This window comes from Flavobacterium hydrophilum (genome assembly GCF_003202405.1).
Lineage (GTDB): Bacteria > Bacteroidota > Bacteroidia > Flavobacteriales > Flavobacteriaceae > Flavobacterium > Flavobacterium hydrophilum.
Map to the genome: position 1 here is coordinate 1026291 of NZ_QJHL01000001.1, position 22802 is coordinate 1049092.

Annotated in this window: 18 protein-coding genes; all 18 read right to left on the reverse strand. The window is 33.8% G+C overall.

Annotated elements, in window-relative coordinates; translation table 11 throughout:
* Window positions 1–4: 4 nt before the first annotated feature.
* The 18 genes from DMB68_RS04120 to DMB68_RS04200 all read right to left on the reverse strand — a co-directional run bounded on the left by DMB68_RS04120 (window position 5) and on the right by DMB68_RS04200 (window position 22289).
* The gene (locus DMB68_RS04120; RefSeq protein ID WP_110345385.1) at window positions 5–739 is read right to left on the reverse strand and encodes an eCIS core domain-containing protein; all 735 of its coding nucleotides are present in this window, start codon (window positions 737–739) and stop codon (window positions 5–7) included.
* Window positions 740–779: 40 nt separating this feature from the next.
* Window positions 780–1640 carry a DUF6734 family protein gene (locus DMB68_RS04125; RefSeq protein ID WP_110345386.1) on the reverse strand — a complete coding sequence of 287 codons (861 nt, stop codon included), beginning with the start codon at window positions 1638–1640 and terminating at the stop codon, window positions 780–782.
* Window positions 1641–1725: 85 nt separating this feature from the next.
* Window positions 1726–2493 (reverse strand): DUF6734 family protein, encoded by a 768-nt coding sequence (locus DMB68_RS04130; protein WP_231131578.1) that lies wholly within the window; start codon window positions 2491–2493, stop codon window positions 1726–1728.
* The gene (locus DMB68_RS04135; RefSeq protein WP_110345387.1) at window positions 2490–3068 is read right to left on the reverse strand and encodes a hypothetical protein; all 579 of its coding nucleotides are present in this window, start codon (window positions 3066–3068) and stop codon (window positions 2490–2492) included. The genes DMB68_RS04130 and DMB68_RS04135 overlap by 4 nt, the downstream gene beginning before the upstream one ends.
* An 11-nt stretch (window positions 3069–3079) precedes the next feature.
* Window positions 3080–4885: a contractile injection system tape measure protein gene (locus tag DMB68_RS04140; RefSeq protein ID WP_110345388.1), complete on the reverse strand. Its 1806-nt coding sequence runs from the start codon at window positions 4883–4885 to the stop codon at window positions 3080–3082.
* On the reverse strand, window positions 4869–8327 hold the full coding sequence (locus tag DMB68_RS04145; protein WP_110345389.1) for a PKD domain-containing protein: 3459 nt from the start codon (window positions 8325–8327) through the stop codon (window positions 4869–4871). The genes DMB68_RS04140 and DMB68_RS04145 overlap by 17 nt, the downstream gene beginning before the upstream one ends.
* A gap of 11 nt (window positions 8328–8338) precedes the next feature.
* Window positions 8339–11050, reverse strand: coding sequence for a hypothetical protein (locus DMB68_RS04150; RefSeq protein ID WP_110345390.1), 2712 nt, complete (start codon window positions 11048–11050; stop codon window positions 8339–8341).
* Window positions 11038–14445 (reverse strand): baseplate J/gp47 family protein, encoded by a 3408-nt coding sequence (locus tag DMB68_RS04155; RefSeq protein WP_110345391.1) that lies wholly within the window; start codon window positions 14443–14445, stop codon window positions 11038–11040. Before DMB68_RS04155 ends, DMB68_RS04150 begins: the two co-directional genes overlap by 13 nt.
* Window positions 14446–14458: 13 nt before the next feature.
* Window positions 14459–14869 (reverse strand): GPW/gp25 family protein, encoded by a 411-nt coding sequence (locus DMB68_RS04160; RefSeq protein ID WP_053470587.1) that lies wholly within the window; start codon window positions 14867–14869, stop codon window positions 14459–14461.
* Window positions 14870–14871: 2 nt separating this feature from the next.
* Window positions 14872–15162: a PAAR domain-containing protein gene (locus tag DMB68_RS04165; protein WP_053470586.1), complete on the reverse strand. Its 291-nt coding sequence runs from the start codon at window positions 15160–15162 to the stop codon at window positions 14872–14874.
* Between the two features lie 47 nt (window positions 15163–15209).
* Window positions 15210–16958, reverse strand: a complete 1749-nt coding sequence (vgrG, locus tag DMB68_RS04170) for a type VI secretion system tip protein VgrG (RefSeq protein WP_231131579.1) — start codon at window positions 16956–16958, stop codon at window positions 15210–15212.
* Window positions 16955–17650, reverse strand: a complete 696-nt coding sequence (locus tag DMB68_RS04175; protein ID WP_110345393.1) for a CIS tube protein — start codon at window positions 17648–17650, stop codon at window positions 16955–16957. The genes vgrG and DMB68_RS04175 overlap by 4 nt, the downstream gene beginning before the upstream one ends.
* A 1-nt stretch (window position 17651) precedes the next feature.
* Window positions 17652–17810, reverse strand: coding sequence for a DUF5908 family protein (locus DMB68_RS23305; RefSeq protein WP_165830092.1), 159 nt, complete (start codon window positions 17808–17810; stop codon window positions 17652–17654).
* Window positions 17811–17817: 7 nt separating this feature from the next.
* Window positions 17818–18264, reverse strand: a complete 447-nt coding sequence (locus DMB68_RS04180) for a phage tail protein (RefSeq protein WP_110345394.1) — start codon at window positions 18262–18264, stop codon at window positions 17818–17820.
* 2 nt (window positions 18265–18266) lie between these two features.
* Entirely contained in the window at window positions 18267–18695 is a 429-nt protein-coding gene (locus DMB68_RS04185; RefSeq protein ID WP_008463601.1) for a phage tail protein, read from the reverse strand.
* A gap of 31 nt (window positions 18696–18726) precedes the next feature.
* Window positions 18727–20826, reverse strand: coding sequence for a phage tail sheath C-terminal domain-containing protein (locus tag DMB68_RS04190; RefSeq protein ID WP_110345395.1), 2100 nt, complete (start codon window positions 20824–20826; stop codon window positions 18727–18729).
* A 21-nt stretch (window positions 20827–20847) separates the two neighbouring features.
* Complete coding sequence (locus DMB68_RS04195) at window positions 20848–21690, reverse strand: hypothetical protein (protein WP_110345396.1); 843 nt, start codon at window positions 21688–21690, stop codon at window positions 20848–20850.
* Entirely contained in the window at window positions 21687–22289 is a 603-nt protein-coding gene (locus DMB68_RS04200) for a DUF4255 domain-containing protein (RefSeq protein WP_110345397.1), read from the reverse strand. The genes DMB68_RS04195 and DMB68_RS04200 overlap by 4 nt, the downstream gene beginning before the upstream one ends.
* Window positions 22290–22802: the final 513 nt, after the last annotated feature.

The following is a 22802-nucleotide window of genomic DNA, read 5'->3' on the forward strand; positions in this document are numbered from 1 at the left end:
CAATTTATTTTTTCTTTTGATTGATAGCACCTTGTTGAATGGTATGAGTGAGTTCATGAGCTAATAGCTTTTTTCCTTGTGCTGAATTTGGATTGTATTTTCCTTTATTAAAATATATGTCAACCCCATTTGTAAAGGCTTGTGCACCCATTTCCTGACACATCGTGACTGCATTGTCGTCAGTATGAATTCTTATCGGACTAAAATCAACTCCGAAGGATTTTTCCATTTCAAATCGTATAATACGATTTAAAGGATTTCCGCCTCCTTTTTTTAAATTATTTTCAATATTTGAAGTTGGTTCTTTCTCTTCCTTTTTCTGAATTGATCCTTCGTTCGTTTTCTTCTGAACACGTTCCTCTTTTTCTTCAGCTTTCTTTTGAACAGGTTCTTCTTTTTCCTCAGTTTTCTTTTGGACTGGTTCCTCTTTTTCTTCAGCTTTCTTCTGAACAGGTTCTTCTTTTTCCTCAGCTTTCTTTTGGACCGGTTCTTCTTTTTCTTCAGCTTTCTTCTGAACAGGTTCTTCTTTTTCCTCAGATTTCTTTTGGACAGGTTCTTCTTTTGACTGCAAAAGCCCTCCGCCAGAAAAATTGTTATTTACAACTTTATCGGCCACTTTATCAGCCTCTACCTCAAAGCTGTCACCCGTAGTTCCGGTTTTTAGTTTTTTTTGAATTTTTGGTCCAAAAAAAGGAGAAGGAGAGGGGTTAGCTATTTTTTTGTGTTCAAATTCTCTCATGATTTATTATTTTACCATTTTTGGTTAATAATTTGTTTAACTAAACAAACTGAAGATTATTCCCAATAATACCTTCTTTCTCTAACACGCTTTTGATTTGCTTATACCAATACGGAAATATTTTAGAGAGTCGAAGTTCAATCTCGTCAACAACATATTTTTCATATTTTTTCATTCCAAAAAAATGCGAATAGCCAATATTATCTGCATATTTTCCCTGCTCTGTTATGTTTTCTCCTTTCAACAGTATTTCAGGATTATTGTTTTTATAGTTCAATAGCGATGCTAGCGTATATTGTTCTATTAGAATGCAGGTTTCATAACCCTCTTGTTTCAGTTCAGTAAAGTTTTTTTGGTTTTCGACGTATATTTTCTCCAAATCATAATAGCTTTTTATAAATTCATCGCGGAGATTGAGATTGCTAAAACCAAATATTCCACAACTATAGGAATAACCTAAATTGGTATGCCAATAAGGAAGATTACGGGTGTATTTGTTGAAAAACTCTACCTGCTTTTTATAATGGATTTCATAAGTATCTTCTTTGCGTTCTACTATTACATCATCAAAACTAAAATCTATTTTTTTCTTAATAAATATGTCAGTGTCTATGTGAATAAATGGTTTTGTCTGCAATTCCATAGCATTAATTTTAGATTTCATCCAAAGTTCTATTCTATTGTTATTCTGTACTTTGGTAACGGCACATGGAAGCATATATAAGAACTTAAATCCTAATTCATCTACATAAAGTTCAATTTCGTCATACCACATATGACTGTATAAGACACTTAGGGCGGTCATGTAGATCGTTTCCTTTAGTTTGTCTCCCATTTCCCATCTGTTATTTATTATGGGAAGTACATCAAGGCTATAAATCATCCTGTGTTGTTGTTTCATATGTGTGATATTATTACAGTTATTTTAAACAATGCCTTCTTTATCTAAGGCACTTTTTACTTCTTTATACCAATACGGAAACAGTTTAAAAAGCCTGTTTTCTATTTCCTGAACTAATGTCACTTCTATATTTTTTTTGACCTACAATGTGTGAGTAACCCATTTTATCTGCCAGCTGGAAATTTTCGAACAATGTTTTTTTCCACAGCAATAATGTTGGTTTAATATTATGATGAGCTAATAATGACGCAAGATTATATTGTTCTAAAACAATGCAGGGTTCTATTTTTGCTGTTTTTGGATTATGATTTTTTATAAAAATTTCTTCTAAATCATAAAAAACTTTTAAAAACTGATTCCGAAGTTCCAAGTCTCTAAAACCTAATACACCGCAGTTAAATGCATATCCCAGATCTGGTTTCCAATAGTCTAAGTTTTGAGTATATTGGTTAAAAAAATCTACCCGATATTGGTACATACCGTATAATTCGTAATCGTTTTGTTCAACAATTACCTTATCAAAATCAAAATTTATTTTTTTCTTTATAAAGACATCATTGTCAAGATGCACAAAGGGTTTGGTTTGTTTTTCCATCACATCAATTTTCGATTTCATCCAAATAACAGTGTCCTTATTACTGCTAATTTTAGTAACTCTGCAGGGAAGCATGTATAGAAACTTATAAGCTGTTTCATCAGCATAAAGTTCGATATCCTGATACCATAAATGGCTGTATAGTATACTTAATGCAGTCGAATAAATTGTTTCTTTAAATTTATTCCCCTGATTCCATCGATTATTACTGACAGGAAATGCATCTAAGCTGTAAATTATTCTGGGCTCTTCCCTCATAAAATATTTTTTTTAATTGTATGAATTAAGTTTTTTTCTTCCAAGAAAGTTACATTGTTATATAAAGAAGCTTTTCGGCTGTGTTTATATAATCGTTTCCATTGATAATTTATTCCTGCTATTTCCGAGGTTTTTAGATGTATCTCATTGTTATGAAATTTTTTCATTTCATCAAATGAGGAGTGCCATACCATTTTGCCCAAAAGAGGTGATTGGGTAAGGCCTAATCTCGAAAAATCATTGGGGAAATTATCTACATTTATTTCCTTACCATAGATTTTGAATTTATAAACCAATGTTTCTCCGTTTTTGGTTCTGTAAAATTTAGAGGTGTATCTCTTTATGTCAACTTTATGCTTAATTGGGTTTAAATCTTCTTCGTTTTCATACATTATGTCCAGATCATTTACGCGCATTTGATAGTACTGACGAAGGTTCAAATAATCTGCTATTCCTCCACAAAAAGCGATTTTTGACAAATCAAGATTATCGAATACAAATCCAAGCGCTTTTTGCTGTTCAGTAAGAATATTTTTTTTATCGTATTCTAAAAAAGAGTCATTTTCAATATTCATACGTTTAGTTTTTACCAGTTAACATATATGATTCGTTTTTTCCAGGCCAATTTTATGATGCTCAGATTCCAGTTTAATTTTTCTAATAAAACATCCTGTGTTTTTCGCTCTATAATTATTGTGGGACTTTCATCTCCATTTACAGTCAGTTTTCCAGGACGCTGCAAGAATTCGTTTTGCAGCAGTTCTGTAGATGATGTTTTCATTATATCCCAATTACTCAATACAGCCTCCAGCATTGCTATCCCTTCTTTCTTCATCTCTTCAGAGAGTATAATGTTTCTCTCAATAGGTTCAGCTATTGGAATGTTGCATAAGAATTTTTCGAAAGCCATAGCGTTCTCATAATCCTGTTCTTGTCCTGTAGCTATATAATGCAAAAGGTGCGCGGCAACTTCTGGATCATTTATAGTCTTATCTTTGTTGAGTAGCCTGCAATTTTCAAAAAGAGATTTCATAAAAGGATGTACCAATAGTAAACCTGCATTTTCAAGATATAATCCGTTACTATCTGTTTCAATAAGATCTTCTTTCTGCTCAAAAGAAGAATCTTTTTCCGCCATTATTTCTTCGCGTTTGTTTAGATTTTTTTCTGTTGAATCATTTGTCACGGATTCGCTATTTTTATCGTTACGATGGATATTTTCATTTTTGTTTTTTAAGAAAATCAAATCGGAGTCGGGTGTGGTTTTTTCCTTATTTTCTTGAATTCGTTCTCTTTTAATTTCTTTTTCTTTTTCTGCTTCAGGCTCATTTATTTTTGTTTTATCTTCAATTTTTGATTCATTTTTTATCTCTGCTTTATTCTCTATTTGCACCTCATTTGTTATCTCTTCTTCAGTTTTTATTGGTGCTTGATTTTTTGGAAAAGTTTCGATTCCCTTTTCTTTTTCTTTTAAAATAATGTTGTCTAATTTTTTTTCGATAATCAAAACAACAGCATCAAGATTAGCAAGTAATTCCAGTTCGTTTTGGCTCTCAATCTGATTTTCAATTTCTTTTAGAAAAAGTGCTTTGTGTTCTAAAAAGCTGTTTTTTTTATGAAACTCAAATACACTGCAAATCAATCCGGAAAGCTTTTTTTTTAAAATTACATCGCTTGTTTCCAAAAGGTTTAAAACAACAATTTCCCACATTAAAAATCTCTGATTTGGAATTAATAGATTTTTTGAAACACCGGTTTCAATGTGTTTTTTTATAGCGTTGATTCTGATTATTTTGGCATTGCTGCCTGCCTTATTTTTTTGGGTTAATATTCCTTTTTTTATAATTGTTACAATTTGGCTATCCTTAAATTGTTTGATAAACCTCGTTCTCACAATTGGTTTTTGGACTGCATTTTTCCATTTAAAAGCAAAGGTTTCATCATGGAGCATTTCATCAAATGTTGAGTCATCTACTGTTTTGAAATCATTGTTTAAGCTTGTCCACCAGGCATCTGTGCCTGTTTCCAGAAAATGAAAAAAGCGTTCTATTTCTTTTTCTTGTGGTTTGATGAGTTTATAGCCTTCTAAATTTGTTCCTTCATTTTCAAAAACTTCTTCAACTTGTTTTGTGATTTTTTGTAGAATTTGCTCTTTAAAATCTTTATAATCCAAATTTTGATTTATGGCAATATCAAGGTTTAGTTTCTCTAATTGTATACTGTGCGAAGGGTTTTTCGAATCCAATGCATTGAAGTATTTTTCTAAAGTTGAGAATATTTCCTTTTGTAAAAGCACATCAATATGGTCCTTGAGATAATATCCTTTTTCTTTAGAATTGGTATTTATCTCAAGGAAAACTTTATTGATAATATGTTTATTTGAGTCTTGCATTAGTTGTAAGAGCTTCTATTTGTATATTTAAATTGGCCACTATAAAATCGATTTTTGGAAACACTTTTAACATGCCTGACAAAAACTTTTTCAATGATCCATCTGTATCGGCATTGAATTTTCTTTCTATGAAACTTTGAAATAAATTATTGAAAAGCAATGCTGTCGGAACAATCAGTTGTTCAGATTCTTTAAGCAGTTTTGGCTCCTGACATCTTAAAATCGTATAATACAAGGAAGTATTTAGTGATATGAGTGTTTGTACTGCTGCAGTCAGTTCTGGATTTTCCGAGTTAATAGCACCAGCGACAACTAGAGATATTAAATTGAAATGTTCCTGTGTGAATAATTCAGATAATTTATCATTTGACTTACCGATGATGTAACTCTCAAGATCTTTTTGAACTGTGACCAGCCTGTTTTCGGTTTCAGAAATTAAGCGATTAGTTTCTCTACTGAATTTATTTGAAACAGAAATTTCTTTTAATTTGGAAATCGTTTCAATTGAATCTTTTACAAATAGATCAGCATTGTTAAGACAAGTATTTTCTTCAACGGGTTTTCTAATTTCTATTACTTTTGGCCCATCGGTTACAGAACCGCATTTTCCTTCTGCAGTTAATGAAACGGAAACAGAAGGGTCTTTAAATATAGAAATTGGTCTTGTTATCGGGTCTTTTTTATCCGTTACTATTATTTCAGTATCAATTTTCCAGGTATACGCTGTGGCATTTAGAGAATTGTTGTTTAAGGTTAGATTTCCAGCCGGGTCTATTGTAAAAGTAAAATCAGCAACAGGAAGCTCTAAAAGTGTAATGGTAAGATTAGAGGGTTTGTCGTCTACAAAAATGGTTACGTCTTTGACATCTTTAGGTACATCGCCTGGAACAAACATATATTTTTCTCCTAATGTTACGAGAACTCCTTCTCCGGAAATTACAGCTCCTTTTACATTAGGCTGAAGAGTAAGCGACACAGGTTTATCGTTTCGACAAAAGGATATTTTGTTTACTAATTTACCATCTACCAGTACTTTTGGATCTTCAATTTCAAAACTTACAGGATGCATGATTTGGAAACCGCAGTTGCCATTGTCTGCACTAAGAGTAACATCAAATGTGAATTTCTTTTGCGATTCACTATCATGCTTGTAGATATGTTTTATTTCTGTTTTGTCATCTGTTATAAGATCGGTTTTGTCTCCAAAATCCCAGGTATATTTATTACCGTCAATGTTTTCTCCAGTTACGGTAAAAGTGACTTCGGTTTCGTCAACTGCCGAAGGTTTTGAAGGAACTGCAGTAAAATCGAATTTTGGTTTTTCAAAAATGGTTATCTTACAATTCGTATCAAAATTATTGACTGTAAAGGTTATCGGCTGACCTATTAGCTCTTTGCTGACTAAGTTTGGATCAAAAACGAGTGCACCATATTCATTTACTTTTATACCTCCGCTTTGATCAGGTCTAACATCAGCTTTTACAAAACCTCCCGTTGGAGATACTTTAAAAGGCAGAGGAGGAGTTTTGCTGTCAAAGCAAATTTTATCTACAGGCAAAGTAAGCCCTATATTGTTTTCGTCACAACATAAATACGGTAGTGAAAAATCAGCAACAACCGGATTTAAAATGGGTATGCCTTCCGCAAATTTTTCAAAGTCACCGGTTAAAGATAGTCTACGGCTTTTATAATAAGGTGTTTTTTCTTCCAGATAGAGCATTATAAATGTGCCTCCGGGAGCTACGCCTGCTTTGTGCTCATATCCGTGGTTTTTATTGAGGTAATATTTGGTAAAATATTGGATGGTTTTATCCAGTTCATTAGCATTTACTGCCAGAATCATGATATTAAATCCAAGTCCGTTTTCTAATCTAATTTGTTGAATAGCTTTTAGTGCTTCTTTGTAATTACGTCCCTGATGTCCTTCAATTCTATAAAAATCACTGTCAAGATGTATTTCGAGCGGTTTTTTAGTATTCAATAAATCATCATGGTAACTCACATTGTTTTTTTGTAATCCTAAAATGGTTTTATCAAAATCCCAGGCGTTAATAAGTGAATCTGTTACATTGTTGTAAAAAGGAATGGCTTTTTTGCCCAATTTGCCCAATTGTAAAGAAGGTGTAATTTTTATAACATCATATGAAGAATTGTAATTTTCTAATAATTGCAAACTTCGCAGAATAAGGCTGTACATTTTTTGTCTGGCTGTATTTTCGCCATAGCATACTTTTATTTCATCTGTTTTTACTTCATCCGCTTTTACCTTTTTCTTTTCTTTTGAATCTATAAAAGGAGCGTCATCATCTGCAAGGCAGTCATGGCAAGTGGTAAGACTTTCTCCCGTAAGTAAAGGCGATTTGTAAAAGGCATGACGAAATTCAAAACAAGGTTCCTTTTTTATTAATTCGCCCAGCATTAAATGTTTTGGAAAAGCATTAATATCCGGATAACAATAACTATCATCAATAGTAAGCAAAAGTGCTCTGATTTCGTTGTAAGTATCCACAAGATCGTTAAGCAGATCATATCGGTATTGAAAATCTGGTGGAAGTACCGGGTCTCCTTCGAAATTAAATAGTTCGTCTATATTTTTCTGAATTGATTCTAAAACGACTTGCATGTTTAAGCCTTTCAGCAGTTTGTTGTTGCCTTCCTGCAAATTCTTAACAACATCGTTTTTGAAAATTCCTTTGGTAAAAGTTTGTTTTATGGCATCGAGATGAACAAAATCTTCTTTTTTAAGTACAATTCTGTTTGATTTTAGGTCTGGTAAATTATAGTATAAATTAGAATAATTGATTTTGTCAATCATACTGTCAAGACTTATTATCTTTTTTGCAACGTCTTTGCTGACAATTAAAACTTTATAATTGCCCACAATTTCTAATCCCTGATTGTCACACGAAAGGCTTACGCAAAGATCAGATTCTTTTTCATAGGACTCCAGATACAAAAGAATTACGGCTTCTTTAAACTCAAATTTTGTATTGGCAGGAAATTCTGCTAAAGAAAAATACGGGTCTTTTTCTTTTTTTTGCTGTTCTTCTGTTAAGAGTTCAAAAAGTGGCAATTGCTTGTTTGACCCATCATAAAAAAATGGTTTATAAGCTGCTTTTGCATTATCATAAATTTTGCAATGCGTATAGGTTTTAAAGTCAAAATCGATTTTTTTATTTCCCAATACATCTGCCTGATATAATTTAAAAAGATCACCATCAGTAGTAACACCGGTTCCCTGCGTTATTGAAATGGTTTTTTTATCCGGATCATAAGCAGGATAAAATCCGCAAACTATACCAACGCCACTCAGGTAAATGCGGGATAGGCGATCCTGATTGTCAAAAAAATCTACTACCTCATTAAGGTTTCCTTCTGTAAGTACCTGATTCTTTGTGAATCTTCGGTATTGTGTTGTTATTGTTGAAAGTTTTGCTGACATGAGAATAGTTTTTATAGTGATCCTAAATTCGTTTTTCCTAGTATAATTTTATCTGACAATCGCTCGTTTTCATCGCTGCAGTCAAACAGTCTTCCTGTTGGGTAAACATTGTCGAGAACGGTTAACGCTTTAATAAAGCTGATTAATTGAGGTTCTGGCTGCTCTTGATTCAAATCGGTTTTGGCGAACAAATAGTCTTTGTATGTTTTTTCAAATTGAACAAGCTGGTTTTCTGCGGGGTCTTTTATATCTTTTTCCCTATATCCAATCCAGCATATTTTTGCCAGAACGTGAGCCGGTAATTCTTCCTTAATTATTTTTTCTATATAATTTCTAAAATCGGTATTGGCAAATCGCAATGTATATCCCGGCAGCACTACACTTACACGGTAGGAGTAGGGATCTATAGGCTCGCAATTATCGCATTCATCGGCGCAGATAGGCATGAAAGTCTCAGGATTTACGGTTGTTAGGTTTACATCTGGACGAAGCATCATGTGTTCTATCAAAAACATTCCTTCTTCGGTAAAATCTTCTTTCATGAATTTAATCAAATCCAGAATCGATTTTTCTAAATCCTTCAAATCACTATAGTATTCAAATCTGCGGGCAATAATGCGGTCTGGATTTTTCTTGTCTTTAATGGCTGGATTTATAATGTCATAAGAATATTTTCCGGCATCTGACTTTTGAATTAAAATATTGTCGACAATGGATAAATCTTTTATTGTGCCGTTTTTAAAAGCCTCTTTTATTTTATATTCCCTAGTTTGGATAATTTGCAATACGGCAAAATAAAGCTCCTTATTTGCTGCCGATGTATCGAAATATTCTGCGGTTGAAGAAAGTACAATTTCCTTGTTAGTGTCTACAATACGCCATCTGTAAACAGATTGATTGTCTGAATCAATAAAATTGTACATTTCGACAAACGAATTAGAAAGGTTCCTGCGGCTGTAATCTTTAATACCAATGAGTCTCGAAATTCTTTTTTCGGCTCCTGAAACATTATTGGTATTCCATAAATTGGCAACAGGCTGTTTGTAATAATTAAAAGCATTGCCGCGCTCTTTGCTGACTACTTTATAATCTTTCAAAAAGTTTTCTTTGTCGCGTAATACTACCTGATCTGTAGTGTTGCCATAAATGGTTTTGTTCACAAATACGTATTCAGAGAAATTTTCGGCAAAACGGGACAAGAGGTGATCTAAAATTTTATTTCTTCGTTCAATATTATTGTCCTGCTGGTCAAAAAGCAATGCTGTAATAGTTTCATCGTCGTAATTTTTTTCATATCCGGTTACAATGTCATCAACTCCTTCAATGTCTTTAACGACTTGCGTAAAAAGGGTTCGGGACAAGTTTCCGCTTACTGAAAGCATTTCGTTTACCTTACCTAATTGTTTAAAATAACTTCCTAATATCTGATCAAAAAATAAAAGATATCCTTTTAATTGTTTGGCTTTAGATTTACGTTCCACAGATGATCTGGAAGGAAGCCCGACTTCGCCAATTCCATAGGTTTCAGGAAAATCATTTTGTATGGTTGTATAAAAATCGGTGTTAAGATATTCGCCATTTGGTATTTCTAATTCTTTATTTTGGCTGGCGTTTGTTGTCGCTTTATCTTTTTCGGCTTTTATGGCGTCTAAATAAATTTTTACCTGAGCCTGATTGATATTAAGAGGCAATAATCCTTTGTTGTAATTGAAAACACTTTTGACACAAACAACAGGTTTTTCGTAAGGTGAAAGGCAAATAAGCCATTTGTTTTCCAAATCATCACCGCCGCAATTTCCCAAAGAAATATCTTTAATCAAAAGTACATCCGGCACCGACATTATTATTCTCATGATATCTGAAAGGCGCACTTCGTTTCTCAAATCGGCCGTAAGCAATTCTTTAGTATCAATAAAACCATTCTCTAAACTTGGGCCGTCAAAAATTTCCAACGTTGAATATCCTTTGTCAATCATTTGTTTTAAAGAATAAAAATTGACCGTTGTTGATAAGTAACTTTCCAGAGCGTCAATAACATTGGCATGAACCAGTTCTTCATCGGCTTCTGTATCTACTTCAATATCTGCGCATATTTTGATAGGGTAGTCTACCACTTTTTTTATGTCAACAAGATCTTCACAAAGGTTTCTGTTGGCATGATACTGCTTTCTTATTTTTTCTTTAACAGCTTCTATTTCTGAAGGTTTTGAGCTTTCAAAATCTACATAAAGATCATACAAGCCATTGAGTTCAAAAGATTTTCGTAACTCTGGTGTTGCAGATAGGTTTTCATAATCTTTAATATCATAAGAAAGTTTATCTTTTTTGCAGTCCACGTAAACTGTTTTTTCATGTTTTGCGAGCCAGCAGTTTCTAACGCCTTCTATGTCTATAAATAGTTTTCGGTAATCATTTTGCGTGACTGGACTTGATGACAATACTTCTGAGGCTTTAAAAAACTGTTTTGGAATGCCTTTATTAATGTCATTAGATTCTAATATATTTTCTATAGGGAGATTAAGTCTCATCCCAAGATCAGAAATGGCGTAGCAAAGCATCTCCAGCATCGTAATACCCGGATCATGCTCGTTAAAATCAGTCCAAAATTTACTGCCAAAAGACTCGATATATTCGATTCCTTTTTTTCTCAAATAAAAGAAATCCAAATCGTCCTCGGTTGCTGATTTTTTAGGAATGGTGATATGTTGGTTTAGTAGCGGCATTTTTCAGGTTCTTCTGTGGTTGTTTTTGTACAAGTTATTATGTTGGTACTGATAATGTGGTTTTTAACAGAAACTAAAATGTTTTTTGGGCTTGATGGGGACAGTGTGGTTAAAAAGTCTAAAAGACGTACATTGTCCTTATTGCTTTCTGTATCTTCTAATGGTTTAGGATGTTCTTTATCTGTTTTCTTATCGATGTATATCGCCATCTCAAGCGTAGATAAAAAATCGACATAATGTAAATTTTCGATATATTCTATCACAATACTGCGCTGCAGTTCAACTCCGAATATGATTTGCTTAGAGGTGTCAAATGCCCAAGGAGATAAAAACTTTATAAGATCTTCGTTGAGCTGTTTCTTGTGAAAATTCTCATCGTATTGTGGATAAAACTTTACATCCAATTTTATTATAACTTTTTCATAATCAGGATTAATTACTTTTGCAGATACCAGCATTGAGTTTTTAGAATTAATAAAACTCTCTATACTGTTCAATGTGGCTGTGCTTACTCTTGGCTCATAAATATCGAATACATTTTTGTCTATAATATCCGGGATTACTACCAGCGTTACTTTTCCTGGTGATAAAAATGAGGTACTTGTACCAGAAATAAAGGTATGATTAAGACATTTTACTCTAAAAACACTTGGAAATTCCTGTAAAATAAGATGCTCATAATCCCAAAGCGTAATAGCTCTATTTTTGTGACGCAAGCGTTCACTTACACGGAGATAATAGGAGGGATCAGACTCCAATGGTTTTCCATCAAATGAATTAAAGGGCTGTTCAATACTTTTAATCTGCGGAACTCTGGTAATTAATTTAGATATTGTTTTGGCAGGCAATGTACTGTCTAAATGAGCTAAATTGTTGTTGTTATCAAAAAATTGTGCGGTAACAACTTGGGTTTTCACATCGATAACTTTGCAAACGGCATCATAATCTTTGTGCATTTTTGCTTTTACCCAAATTGTATCGGCTGGAAAAAGTGTATTATCATTAGTTGCTTGTTTTGGAATGCTAAATTTTACGATACCCGATTTTAAAAAGTTATCGATACCATTTGCTAAAATTTCTTTATCCAGATTTTTCCAATAATTATCGCACAATATGTACCATGCTACTTTTTGTTTTCCTGTAAAAGTAGGAACGCTGATGTTTTCACTTCCTTCTAATATTTGAAATAATAATGAAATTTGCTGCTGTATTTCGGCATCCTGAAGGCCTACATAAAATTCGCCTCCATCGCAATAATCCGGAACCAGACAATTGGTAGTTGGTGTTCCACTCTCTAAAATTTCTTTATTGATAGCTTGTTGTTTCAAATACGAATGTTCTTCACGCTGACCAAATGGAGCTTCATGAAACAATTTTATTCGGTTAGATTTGTAGGCAGAAATACTAAAATCAGTAGTTTCCTCAGCAGAATAATTCAGGCTTATGCTTTCTACAACTGGTGTGTAAGGCTCATTTGGGATAGGCGTTGTTGGATCTGTCGTCACATTCATTATGGCCAAAGTATATACTTTTGGAAATAATGAATGTAAAAATGATTGATTTAATGTCAATCGTATCGGGCCGCTTTTTCCAAGCTCATAATTGCCTTTTACATTGATTTTCGATTCAAATATTTTATCACCATCTTTATCTTCAAATAAATCGACCGTTTTATCTTGCTCGTCCCAAACTTCTTTGTTTAAAACAGATAAGGTTGCTTTAAAATAACCTTCTGTAACAATTCCACCGTCTGGGTTTATTTGAAGTGATTCGTTTGTTTCTTTAACAGCTTCTATTGCATCATTAATTTCTACAGGAGCTTTTATTTCCGAATTGTTTTTTTTAGCAATTCCATCTTCAGGCTGGTTGGCATTTATTAAGTTCTTAACGCTATCTTTGATGAAAATGGCATCAATAAAACTCTGTTTGCTTATGGTTTCAAGGAAACTATTTTTGTAAGCTGCATAATGAGTTACAAATGATAAAGGAGTGTTTTTCCACTTTATGTTAATATATGCGTCTGTCCATTTTTTAGAAAAAATTTCAGGATAGTTTATTATAAACGAACTGTTTTTTTCGGGTTGTGTTGTAAAAGGAAAGAAAGGTTTTGCTGCATTAAGCACTCCGGTATCACTTTCTAATAATAGAGATTTTACATCTTTTACTTCAACTTTTGCGTTAATAGCAAATACTTTACTTCGAACTAAACTCCTAAAAAGATTATGCCCATTTTTATTTTTTGTATTGATTAAAAATCGAATTACAGGAAGTTCTGTCGAGAAAAATTCTCCTAAAACTTTCTGGTCGTAGTTAACAATTTCCGGATCATCTTTTAGTATCTGAAAAATTAATTTAAATTGTTTGCCTCCAATGCCTGAAGATTCATTTACATTCTTAAAAGCAACGCTTTTACTAAGTTTAAAATTTCCAACCCATCCTTTTTTACCACTATATAAAATACTGATGTTTGCTATAAGATCGTCAACAGTAAAAGGAATATCAAAAGTTAAGTCATCAACAAAAGTAATAGTAACAGCGATATTTCTATCGCCTTCTTTAAGATTAAATAATTCTGAAGCTATTGCAAAACCTAATTTAGCATCGTCTAATTTTGGAAACTTCTCTTCACGTGATGTATATCCAAAAGGAAACCAATATGGAGCTTCTTCTTTTAAAGGTTCACCTTTTCCGTCAAGGGAATTGGCAATTTCGCTGCATTTTATTTCGCCCAAATCAACGTCATTATATACGCTTTTTAGGTACGCTATATTGGCTTTATTGGCAATAAATTCTTCTGTGGTTTTGTATATTAATTTTTTGCCATCGGGATCTTTTCCGGCATCAAGTTCTGTATTTACGGCTATTTTTTCTTCTGCAATTTTTTTAGCCAGCTCAAAAATGATACTAACCTTATCTGCTCTTGCAGGAAGTTTTTCGATTTGCAGTATGTCTTTATAAAAAAAGTCTAAATGCTTTTTTGTAATATCATTAAGTTTGTTTTGGGATAATTCCAATAATTTCAGGAAACATACAAACAATGTCATGTGAGGAGTAAGGTCCTGATTGATATTGGAAGTAGATAATGTTTTGCTAATGTTTTCTTTTAAAGCAGCATATTCTTTGTCTGTTCTTTTTGGGATGCCATCCGGAAGATTATCTTTTGAGAAACCGAAATAACTAAAAAATTCCTGCCAATCGCCTTCTGGAGTTTTATCGTTATTCGTGTCGAAAAAGTTGACTTGTTTTGCAAAATTATAAGCAAAGAGCAGCCAGTCTTCAATAGTAAAATCATGAAGCTTCAAGTTGCCCGGCTCTAGTGCGTCACTAAAGCGTTCTTCCTGGTTGACTCCATTTCTTTTAAAAATAACATTGTCTATTTGGCTGTTGGTACTCATAGCTTATAAACTTTTAAATATTAGTGCCTTCTCCTTTGTAAAATGGATAAACTAGATTGCTTCTTGAGTTTGTACTTCTTATTCTGTAATCGATTATGACCAATAATTCTCCTTCTAAATCATCACCTTGTGTGATGTCAATTTTGTCAACATCAATTCTTGGTTCGTAATATAAAATGGCCGTTTTTATGAGCTCTGAAACATAGGTTTTTAGTGTTCTGTCTAATGTTTCAAAAAGTAATTCGTCCATATTACAGCCATACCTGGGCAGCATAATACGTTCGCCAATTTTGGTAGAAAGTAATATCTCCAGACTGCTTTTAATATCTGCCTCATCAGATGTCATGACGACTGCTTTAGTGTTTTTTTTAAACTCTGGCGGAAAACTCCATCCAGTACCTAAAAAAGCTTCTTTACTTTCCATAATTAACCTATTAAAACGGTTGGACATCCTATTACAATTGTTCCGCCATGCGCAGTTGAGTCTCCCATTCTTGCGGCTGGTTTTCCTCCAATAAGCACTGTGGCTGAACCCGCTATAATACTATCAGGTGGACCTGTGCAAGTGATCATATCTCCTAAACAGGCTGCCGGCTGACCGCCTATCAATACTGTAGGTGCGCCTGGCGGCAATATTGGGCCGCCTACATGAGGAACAGTTGCTGTTACCATTGGGCAAACATGCATATCATTGATTCTTGCGGCTGGTGCTCCCATAATTTTTTTATTTAAGAATTTGAACTGAAAGTAATAGGAGGGACGAGTTAATTTATCTGAACAATGCTGCCCTTAACTATCGCCACTGCTGCCGACGACATTTCTGCGCCAGCACTGCCTTCGGCTTTAAATTGGGCGGTTGCTTTTACATTTACATTGGTGCCTTCAATTTTTACATCGCCTGTTGCTTTTATTGAAATATCGCCTGCACTTTCCATTTTTATTCCTGCGCTGTCAATTGTAATCACGTTAGAATTTTCGTCTTCAATAACTATAGATCCTTTGTCTTCGTCCAGTGTTATTTTTTTTCCTGCCGGAGTTTCGATAGCTATCGATTTTTTATCATCATCAAACAGCACTTTCATTTCACTTCGTGTAAAAATCCCTTTTTGATGGTTATCGTCAGCTGCTTTTAGCGGAGCAGGTTTTGCACTGCTGTGGAGCATTCCTAATACAATGGCATCATTAGGATCTTCGTTGATGAAGCCAATGATTGCTTCGTCTTCAATTTCGGGCCTAAAAAAGGTACCTCTGTTGTCACCTGCATCCAGGGCAGCAACTCTGCACCAAATACCTTGTTCTTCATTATTGATAATGGGTATTTTTACCAAAATTCTGTCTTCGCTGTCGGGATCGTCCTGAAGCTGGGTTACAATACCAATATGCAGTCCTTTTATGGATGGAATTATTCCTGAAGCCGACGGTGTATTGATGTCATAAGTTTCAGAAAACCATTCCGGATTCAATCCAAACTGCGCGTTTACAGTCCAATTTCCGTTTGCAATTTCATGGAAAACTCCTGTAATGTATGCTTTGCCATTAAAACGATCTCCAACACCTTCAAGCATAATAATCGTGTTGGGTTTTACTGCGGGAATACCTTGAAATTTGACTCTTCCACGAACTTTTGACAGTTGTTGAAATAATAATTTTGCATCCGCCCAATCTTGCAATTCGGTATCCGTAACATGACCGCCGTGACGCAATTCTAAATTTTCGAGCTTTACTATATCGGATAAATCAGAAGGAGATAAATTTCCGTTTAGGCTTACGCTCGGATCTTTGGCTTCAATTTCTAATAATTCCTGATTCGACGCATTCCAACTGTAAGATGAAACTTTGGCAAACTGATTTCGAGCATCAATTTCGGCATCAAAATCTAACATACTCGCACCAAAAGCAACTGTTTCAACTGCTTCTGAAGCTAAATCTGGTTTTTTAATCGAAATTTTACCGTTTTCGACAAAACATAATTTTCCATTGGCTTGTGCACGGGAAACAATAAAATCCCAGTCGGAAGTATTGTACTGTACTAACTCTTTATGACTAAAATTGGTGCTTTCCACATCTTTTTCTAATCCGTAAGTGCCTATAATATCTTCAAAAGCATCACTGTCTTTTACATCATAAAAATATTTGCTTTTTCTCCCAATGGTCATTTTTACTGCTTCGTCTTTGCATTCCACAATTAACAGCGATGAATTATCTTTTATTTTTATGGAATGTTTTACAACTATTCCTTTGTAAATAGTTTCTTCGTCACTGTGATAGCCTGCCTTTATTTCTATTTTTTTTCCTGGAACGAGCAAATCTTCATTACTTAATTTAAAATCTTGTGCGGCAGCATCTCCATCGGTCAAAATAATTTGCGCCATAGGTATTCTATTCACCTCATTATGAACTACAATGCTCATTACCTGGTAAATGCCAGACAGTTCAGTTCCCTCAATGAGCAATTTGTGCGTTACTAAATCTGCACTTTTACTGGTTTGTATGACGCCGCTATTGTTCATCATTGTTGTTTTTGTAGAGGAGGGAAAAATATTTTTTGACCAATTTTTAATTTTCTGAAATTGATAAGCTTGTTGGCTCTTGCTACTTCGAGATAATATTTTGAATCACCATAGATTTTAAAAGACATTAAAGGAAGCGTATCGCCTGCTTTTACAATTCTGGTATGTGTTAAATCAGGAGATTGATTGTTTTGCTGTTTTGCTCTTAACTCATCCTCAACAACTCCTTTAAATTTTCCTTTTGCAATAGCCCTAACGGGGGTTCCATCAGGTCTGAAAAGTTTATACTCAATGGTCATTTCTGTGAGAGATCCTTTAAAGAGCAGACTTCCCCAGGCAATTTTTAAATAGTTTGGCTTATGTTCTGTGCCATTATATTCTAAAATTACCTTTCTAAAATGCTCAATGTCTTCAATAACACCATTTTCTGTACTTTCTTTGCCGGCAATAACGCCAGTTCGGTCAAAAACAAAATCCAGTTCTAATTCCTCCGGAGCAATTGCGGTAAATCTTGGTGCAGGACTGCTCGTTCCGGCTGCCTGCGTTGTATCTTGTTCGATCTTGTAATGAAAAGTATACTTTTCAGGATTCATCAGAGTAACGAACTCTTCAATATCCGAAATTGGATTGTTGAATTGAGGATCGCTGTAGGCAATGATCTTCAGTTTTTTTAATTCACCATTAGTTGCAGTCATATCAGCGTTCTTTTTTTCGTTCAATAATCTTCATTACCTGCTCGACACACTCAGCTATATTGTCTTTTTCAGTAGCTGATGAAGAAGCTGGTTTTGAACCCGAATTTGGATTTTCGCTCACGTTTATTTTAATATGAAGCTCTTTGATTTCAATTGGCATGATAAAATTATTTTTTATGAAGCGTGAAATAATTATAAGCGAGTTCAAAGCTTTCAATTACAATTTTGCTTTCTAAGGCACTAAAATCTTCAACTGCCCATTTTACAGGATAGGCATGTATAACTTTCCAGTGCATTAAAGGTTGATGGTCTTGATTCAGGAGTTTTACAGTTAAATCTACAGGCTTAAATTCGAAATTTTCTAATGCTTTTCGGCACCATTCAATTACGTCAGAATCAATAAGTATCCCCCTTTTTAAAACCAAATTGGGGTATTTGGTTTTTACAGGAAGTTTGTGTTTGAATCTATTTTCTCCACCCTCTACAATTTCTTCTGTTTCAAGATCTACAGAAAGTCCTGAAACAGATTGAAATTGATGGTCTTTTTCTTTTGTACCCAGTGAATCAAATTCAACCAGAAAATGAAAGCCTACGGGTGGATAATAGTTAGCCATAATTAGTCATTTTGAATAGATAAGCCTTCATGAACCAATTCTATTGACTCGATGGCTACTTCGTTTCCATCGGCTTTTAAATCAGTTGACTGCACTTTTGTTGGCCATGCATTTTTTACTTTCCAGGTAATCACAGGTTCGTGTTCCTCATTAAGTAATTTGATGGTAATATCCCTTCTTTCGATGGTGTTTAGTTTTACCGTATTCCACCAGGCGTAATATTCATTATCGCTTTTAAAAGTGCCTCTTTTCATGGTAATGTTAGAGAACTTCTGCATGCCCGGCATCTTGATTTTGCTGTATTCCGGACTTGCGCCCTGACGGTATTCAATAACTTCAGTTTCGACATCTAATCCGGAAACCTCTGTAAAACCTATTTTTGTTCCACCCCAGTCAACTGAGAAATGAAACTTTGATAATGGATAACTCATGATCTGTATATTTTTAATGATGATTATTTAATTAAGATTCCTGCATTTTGTGAGAGAAACGAAGGATGATAAACTCAGCCGGACGAACTACTGCCATACCAATTTCGATTATCATTTTACCGTCTAAAATATCCATCGCTGACATGGTTTGTCCCAATCCGATTCTTACGTAAAAAGCTTGTTCCGGTTTTGCTCCGGCCAAAGCTCCGGCTCTCCATTGAAGAATTAAGAAATTCTCAATCATAGCTCTTACTCTTATCCAGGTATTGGCATCGTTAGGTTCAAAAACGAACTGTTCACTTGCTTTTTTAATAGATTCCTCGGCCATATTAAAAAAGCGACGAACCGGTACATAGCGCCATTCACTATCATTACCGGCTAGGGTTCTTGACCCCCAAACCAAGGTTCCTTTGCCGGTAAAAGTTCTGATAGCGTTGATAGATTTACCTGCAACCGTATCAATATTTAAGTTGTCCTGAATGGTATTTGTTATTTGAACGGTTGGTTTTATCACATAGTTCAGACTTACATTTGCAGGAGCTTTCCATACGCCTCTGTCTCTGTCAACTCTGGCATAAACTCCCGCAATAGCAGAGCTTGGAGGAAGTGTTATTGGGAGGTTGTAAATTTCAGTAAGGATCTTATTAAAAGTCGCATTGTCGATATTTTCTAAAGTGCTTAGTTTTCTTCCGTTCAAAGCGCCATTATTAACATCTTTTCCGCTCACAGATTTAATCGCATTTACAAGTGAAAGCAGGGATGCTTTAATACCGGAAAAATTATTTGTAACTATAGTAATTCCGGTTTGAGTGTTTAAATCAGTGTAGTTTACCAATTTTTTTAATTCTTTATCAAAACTTACAGTATCCGTTGATATAATTTTTAGCAGTTTAGCTGTTGCGTTCTCGTCCTGTATCTTCTTTTTTAATGTTTTTAGGTTTTTATATACAGAGTCAATTTTATTTGCATCAGTAAAATTCAGATTAAATGCAGTCAAAGTACTTGTGATACTATTTGCAATAACCATATCCTCATCAGATATCGTGCTGATTGCTGCATTTGCTTCGTCGTTCAGCGAATTTCTCAAAAGAGACAAGCTTTCTAGAGAAGTAAGTAAAACATTCAGTTTATCAAGGAAAGCTGTTTTTTTTGCAGGGTTACTAACAAAGGTTCCACCTAAATCAAAACCAGTTGCATCGTTACTGTACATCTGTAAAAACAGATCACTCACTTGACCGGAAATATCTCCGGGTGTAGTGGTGACATCAATCAATTTAGCTACAGTCGCATCAATCCCTGTAGCTGGATTTTCGATAGTTACCAGTCCTGCAGCGATTTGATCATAGGCTTTTGCCGTATAGGAGTAATGTTTTAATATAATTTTACTACTGTCAAACGCATAGTCTAATATGGTTTCTAAGTGAGGATAATAAACAGCACCGTATTTAATAGTGTCTTTTTCAGAACTAATTTTAGCTCTCAAATCATCTATATTAGTATCTGTTGGGCTTGATTCATCATAACTTAAAGTATCAATTAAGGTAAATCTGTCCTGCAGGTTTTGACATTGCATTAATGCATTATTGTATAATCCGTAGAAATCAGTTGTAGTTATGCCGCTTACTTTTGTTGCATCAGGAAATAAAATTAGTGTTGGTTCGTCTACCTTTTCTAATTCTGCTAATCCGTCGTTTAATGCAGTACTGTTATTGATTGCTGTAATCTGAGTGTCTGCCTCATCTAAATCATTTCCATAACGCCCTACCGAAATAATGTAGCAAGGACCACCGCCATTTGCAAAGAATAACTGCAAAGAATAATACATCAAAAAAGGCTGTTTTGAAGTTGGCTGATCCACAACAATAGATCTTGTGTCTCCATTATCACCTGAAACATCATTAATGGTAACACTAATTGTTGTTTCTGGTTTTGCAAAGCCAAAAAAGCGTTCGTATTCTAAAAGAGATGTTATTCTTGTTGGTTTCAATTTCAAATCTCCATTAATCTTGTTTGTGGCTTTTTCAGTATAGCCAATAAAACAGGGAATCGCTGTTTCTACCTGAGCAACAGAAGGAGGAAACTTTACGATTTCCTCAACATATACTCCAGGCGTTTTGTAAGTTGTTGCCATAATTGATTTGTTTTTTAATTATTAAATAAATATTTCCGAATAGTAATCACTATTGATTTTTATTATTGATTTAACAGATGGATTAGGGTATTGACTGTTTTCTGGTTGTACAGAAGTAAAATCGGTATCAGGGTTAAGTTCAACAAAACCAGAGAGTGTTAATGGTTTTACTGCTTTGGTTTCAATTACGGTTCCTGCTTTTCGATTTATGTATTTCCATAACGTTTTTCTATTATCAAAATGAATCTTAAAATTCGGACCTATCATTTTACCCGAATTATTCAAAATATCTTTCGAATTGTTGTCGCCTCGCATCGCCAATGAAATTATTCCGAAAACATCTTGTCTTTCGGGAGTATGGAGTTCAGATATGAAATGCACTGTAGTTTCTTCTGATACCAGATAATCATTTGAAATGAGTACATTATTATTAATCTTTGGAATATACTCAAAACTTATGGGTTCAGTTGAAGGCTTGACGTTGCTGAATAAAAAGATTTGTTTATGGGCAAATTCCAAATTAGTATAATTCTCAAACTGATAGTCGTTGACAGAGACTTTAAAGTCTAGTTTTAAATCAGCGGGAACACTTATAAAAGGATCGATTGTATCATCTTCCTTTACTTTAATGTATACCCTAAATCCTGTTTTAGTTGGCTTAAACAGCATTTTGAAATTTCTTAAACGTATGCTGGTTTCAACAGTTGGAGTTATGGATGTAAATGAATCACTATTGAATTTGTGAAGCATCTTTCTCTTATCCTCAGTCGACATAGCTGTATATGTATCTTCACCGCTATTTAGGAAATAATTGTGTAAGAGTGTTACCTCAAATAACAATCCATATCTAAGATTAAAACTCATGACTGTTCTTTTCTTTTTGTTATACCTTCTAATTGACTGATAAGTTGTCCTTCGGCCTGTGCGATGTTGCATTCAATTTGTATCATGCTCACTTTATATAATGCTGATGGAAATTGTTTACCGCCTAATGTCCCCCATATATAATTTAATTCTTCAAAAGTAGGAGTGTAGAGTTCAACTGTAAATCTGAAATTGTCAACATTACTCATGGCAATATTGTTTCTGTTGTAAATAGTATTGGCTTGTGTAAAAAGTTTTTTTCCCTGAAAGAATTCAATGATTTTTGAAATATCTTTAAGTGAGTTGATATATTTATCTCTGTTAGCGCTAAAAAGGATATAAAGATTTAAATTGATGATGCTGTTTTTATAAATTGTTTTAGCATTTTCGATAGTATGATTTGGGAAGTTTTTTAAAGTAGCTTCTTCGTCTAAATTGATTAAAGTAAGTGCCACACTATCTTTTAAGGTTGTAGCAATATCTTCATTTTGAGACTCTAAAAAGGCAATATTTTCAGCAACTACAGATTTTTCCAGCCCAATTTCATCGAGATAGTTGTTTACTTGTTCCGTAATTATTTGAATCACTTCAAAAATCATCTTAAATAAAGTTTTTAGATATCATTAATTCGAATTATAGCTCTTGTAAAACCAATATTTCTAGCTTATTCTTATGATTTATTATTAATCAGCTTGTTGTGTTACTGTTCAATAATTATAGAGACTCAGATCATTAAAATTATCAGCTTCATCACATAAAGCAAAATAATTAATGACATGAATGAAGGTATGCCAGATCATAAACCTGGCAAACACATTAAAATCTATTGGGATTTGTGGGATTTAAATTGTAGTAGAAAATTTAGGCTAAGATATATACTTGTTATGATTTTACTTACAAAAAAAGAATGTAAATATGTTGCAAGTTATAATATGAAACAAACAATTGTAAAATGATACAGGATATTTCGAATATTATGTGAAGGGTAAATCACGAATTTAAGCAATTACAATTTGCTTGAAAATATTGAAAAACGTATTCGAATTTGAAATAAGACTAAAAACATTTTTTTTCTATAAGCCTTTATTTTTGAGGCTATTTAATACATGGTT